General features: G+C 34.3%; 4 protein-coding genes and 1 tRNA gene. 3 read left to right on the plus strand and 2 right to left on the minus strand.

Annotation, left to right across the window (positions count from 1 at the left end):
* The first annotated feature begins 343 nt into the window (after positions 1-343).
* Positions 344-1,549: an MFS transporter gene (locus Q0F90_RS07830; protein ID WP_296004517.1), complete on the plus strand. Its 1,206-nt coding sequence runs from the start codon at positions 344-346 to the stop codon at positions 1,547-1,549.
* A gap of 93 nt (positions 1,550-1,642) precedes the next feature.
* Here the strand turns inward: Q0F90_RS07830 and rpsD are convergent, their stop codons facing one another.
* Positions 1,643-2,230: a 30S ribosomal protein S4 gene (rpsD, locus tag Q0F90_RS07835; protein ID WP_288157718.1), complete on the minus strand. Its 588-nt coding sequence runs from the start codon at positions 2,228-2,230 to the stop codon at positions 1,643-1,645.
* A gap of 297 nt (positions 2,231-2,527) precedes the next feature.
* Between rpsD and Q0F90_RS07840 the strand changes: the two genes are divergently transcribed.
* Both Q0F90_RS07840 and Q0F90_RS07845 read left to right on the plus strand, forming a co-directional pair.
* A complete protein-coding gene (locus Q0F90_RS07840; RefSeq protein WP_296004523.1) occupies positions 2,528-3,427 on the plus strand; it encodes a LysR family transcriptional regulator in 900 nt (299 codons plus the stop codon).
* A gap of 153 nt (positions 3,428-3,580) precedes the next feature.
* Entirely contained in the window at positions 3,581-3,904 is a 324-nt protein-coding gene (locus Q0F90_RS07845; protein WP_296004526.1) for a YnfA family protein, read from the plus strand.
* A 56-nt stretch (positions 3,905-3,960) separates the two neighbouring features.
* Here the strand turns inward: Q0F90_RS07845 and Q0F90_RS07850 are convergent.
* Positions 3,961-4,036: transfer RNA gene (locus Q0F90_RS07850), tRNA-Val, on the minus strand.
* Position 4,037 lies beyond the last annotated feature (1 nt).

Consider the following 4,037-nt stretch of genomic DNA (forward strand, 5'->3'; position numbering starts at 1 on the left):
GTATAAACAAATGTACCTCGACCAGAAAAGTCTCCACTTTTAATGTATACACTAAAAGCGATACACTCATCTCGCGGCTCAACATAAGAGATATATTTTTCTTCTAACTCAACACGTATAATATCCATTAATCTCCTCTAAATAATAAAGTGAACAGTCCCCTTTATTATCCTTCATTTGCAGAAACCTACTTATATTACATATTACTTTATATTGTGCAGGAAATTTATATATTTATATAGAATTATGACTATATAATATCAAAAATTGAGAAAAACTTAACTTAGATTTTGTAAAACAATACATATTATATCTATACTTCTATAACCTAGGAGATGATAGTATGAATCTAGAAAACAAAAACTCATTTCTCTTAAATAGTGCTCTATTCTTTTCAACAATGGGAAGCACCGCAACAACACTAGGTTTTATAACATATATATTCAATACCACCCACAGTCCCTTTAATACAGGGGCAGTTACGATAGCCACATTATTAGTTGGAATGTTATTAGGCCCATTTTTAGGGATACTTGTAAAAGAAAAAGGCTTGATGTGGTCTATGGTAGTTCCTGAAATAGTTTCGAGTTTCATATTATTAATTTTTGTTTTTATAGATAACCTTTATCTAGTATATATCATAGCTTTTCTTATCGGTTTTAATAATAAGATCTTAGGAATCGCTAGACTTTCATTTGTACCTAATATTACAAATGATTTAGTCAAATTCAATGCACTGCTCCGATCTATTAATCGTCTTGCTTTGATAAGTGGTTCCTTATTATTTAGCGTTATAATTAATTACTCTTTAACGCTAGTATTCGTTATTGATGCAATTACTTATATTATTTCAGCCTACCTACTTTATCGTTTAAATAAAAATGTAAGAACACAGTCACACTCAACTATCTCCAAAAAAACCATTAGAGAAAGCATATATGATCGCATTCAAATTTTATTAAAAGGGTATAAGTTATTATTCCTAAATAAAAAAATTAATTTTATAGTTTATTTGGGTATATTAGCCAGAATATTTTATATGTGTATACCTATTCTACTATTAATATTTATTAAAGATATCTTACATTTAACTGATAGTCAATATGGATATACGCAAACAATCTCTAGATTAGCATCATTCATTATTTTTGGAATTCTTGCTAAATATTTTACTATTAACTTAGCAACGAGTTTTAAAAAAGTTTTGTTCCCTCTTTTTATACTATATGGGGGAAGTATTTTTTGCATAGGCTATATAGAAACAATAGAACAACTTTATATTCTATATAGTATATCTGAAATATTATTATTTACAGCCGTTGTTTTAGTTCATGCATATATACAATCTATTTTTTCACAAGAAGAGTTAACATTGGCTGGCGGTTCTGTAAGTACAGGCTTTTCTATTGGATCGATATTATCAATAACTATATTTACAAACTTAGTAAATGTATTACCGCTACATTATATATTTTTTATATGTGGACTGGGGGTAATTATAAGCACAGTTATTATAATAGGCTATACTCGAATAAACCAAGAAAGATAGATTTTATGATAATTATTTGATTTACCCTTTTATAAATAATACACACATAATAAAAAATCCGCAGTGCGTTGCACTGCGGATTTTTGCGCCAAATTATTTGGAGTACAATTCGACGATAAGTGTTTCGTTAACTTCGATAGGAAGTTCTTCACGTTGAGGAAGACGAGTCAAAGTGCCTTTGAAGCCTTCTAAGTCTTTTTCAATGTAAGGAAGTTCAAAAGAACGAAGTTCTTGGAAATTAGTTTTGAACATTTCGTTGTCGCGGGAAGCTTCACGAAGTTCAATAACATCACCTGGTTTGCAGGAGTAGGATGGAATGTCTACACGACGACCATTTACCAAAATGTGGCCATGGTTTACCATTTGACGAGCTTGACGAATGGAGTTACCGAAGCCGATGCGATATACAAGATTATCAAGACGTTGTTCCAAAAGGATCAACATGTTTTGACCTGTAACACCTTGCATTTTTTTCGCTTTATCATAATAGCGTACGAACTGGCGTTCTAGCAAGTTGTAGTAAGCTTTAACTTTTTGTTTTTCTAATAATTGTGTGCCATACTCAGACATTTTTTTCTGACGTTGGTCTTTTTTGACGCGATTCAAGGCTTTTGCGTGACCGAATACGTTCACACCAAAGCGACGACAAAGTTTGAATCGAGCCTCTCTTCTCGTTGCCATGTGATTATCACCTCATAAGATTAATATAAACCTGTACCGACACATAATGGTACCCATGTATAATATCATTTTCATTTACTTATGTCAATTAATGATAATTGTGAAAGTTATTGAAATAAGTGCATAATCACAATTATTAATTAATCTTTTTTATGATAATACAAGCCGTTATACCGATTGCGCATGCTTCATCATATTTTATAGATTTAGATGAAAAAACTATTATAGTATGCTACAATATGAATAAGTAAGGTAATAGTTATCATTGGAGTCTTATGTCTAAATTGGGGGAATAACATGAAAGAGTTACCTACAATGCAAGAGCTACAAAGCTTTATTACCTATAATAAAACAGGAAGCTTTACATTAGCTGCACAATCTATGAATATTACACAATCAGCTTTCAGCGCTCAAATGAAAAAATTAGAGCGTTTAGTTGGTGTGAAATTAATCTCCCGTTCTACAAGAGGTAGCCGTTTAACGCCAGAAGGCGAATTATTCTTACCAGAAGCAGAACAAGTTCTCGATACATTAGAACGTGCTATTCAATCCATTCGCCTAGCAAGCAAGGTGGAACGTCCGATCTTAAACATCGGTGTATTACGTAGTTTAGGTGATATTCGCCTAAACGGTTACGTATCTCACTTCTTCCAAAACCACCCAGAGTTCTCTGTCAGTATTTACGACATGGAAGAAGAAGAGTTGATGCTTGATTTGCGCGAAAACCGTATCGATATTGCATTGCTCTATTTACCAAACAATAAAGATATGTCTGCATACGAGTCTACAGCTCTTAGAGAGGACGAATTCGTCTACTATGCACCAAATTTAATTGAAGGCATGGAAACGGCTAGCTTGAAAGCAATTCAACAGCAACCACTTCTCATGTATCCGCCTAAATACTTTATGTACCGCACATTGAAAAACTATGTGGGCAATGGTCAACAAAATCTACATATCCGTGGTAGCCGCTTATCTAACCCTTACACAATGATCGATTATTGCCAAAAGAATAACTCTGGTTGCATCGTAGCGCGCCAAATTTTAAATTCTTTAGGTATCCAGGATGGCTTCGTACCTTTAGAGAAACCATTCAAACTACAAGTGTGCTTCGCATTCAAGAAAAATAACTCCAAAACAGAAACTATGCATACCTTTATGGACTATGTACACAGCGAATCACCACCACGTTTATAACAATTAATATAACCCTGTATATCATTTGGTATACAGGGTTTTTCTATAACCAACAAACGACCTATCTATACAAAACAATTGCCCTCCCCTGTTTTACGTTGTAAAATAGAGAATAGATTTCAATTAACACAGTAAGAATACAGTGAGGTTATTATGCTCTTATCTATTCTCTTCTTTATACTAGCAGGACTTGCTGAGATCGGTGGCGGTTATCTTGTATGGCTTTACATGCGCGATGATAAAGGTCCCCTCTATTTAATCGCAGGTGCTATTATTTTATTCTTATATGGTATCATCCCTACCTTCCAACCAGAAGCAAGCTTTGGTAAGGTATACGCAGCGTACGGCGGCGTATTCATCGCCCTTTCTATTTTATGGGGATGGCTTGTAGACGGCTTACGACCAGACACGTACGATATCGTCGGCGGTCTCGTATGCCTCGTAGGCGTATATATCATTATGTACGCACCACGCTAATAACAATATACCTTTTACATACTAAAAAACGGTTATCCGAAGATAACCGTTTACTTTGGTGGACGATGACAGGATCGAACTGCCGACATCCTGCTTGTAAGGCAGGCGCTCTCCCAGCTGAGCTAATCGTCCA

It is taken from the genome of uncultured Veillonella sp. (assembly GCF_934190855.1).
Taxonomy (GTDB): domain Bacteria; phylum Bacillota; class Negativicutes; order Veillonellales; family Veillonellaceae; genus Veillonella.

Excerpts from the sequence above, each read along its gene's own strand:
- Q0F90_RS07830 (WP_296004517.1), top strand. The coding sequence starts at position 344 with ATGAATCTAGAAAACAAAAACTCATTTCTCTTAAATAGTGCTCTATTC.
- rpsD (WP_288157718.1), bottom strand. The coding sequence starts at position 2,230 with ATGGCAACGAGAAGAGAGGCTCGATTCAAACTTTGTCGTCGCTTTGGT.
- Q0F90_RS07840 (WP_296004523.1), top strand. The coding sequence starts at position 2,528 with ATGAAAGAGTTACCTACAATGCAAGAGCTACAAAGCTTTATTACCTAT.
- Q0F90_RS07845 (WP_296004526.1), top strand. The coding sequence starts at position 3,581 with ATGCTCTTATCTATTCTCTTCTTTATACTAGCAGGACTTGCTGAGATC.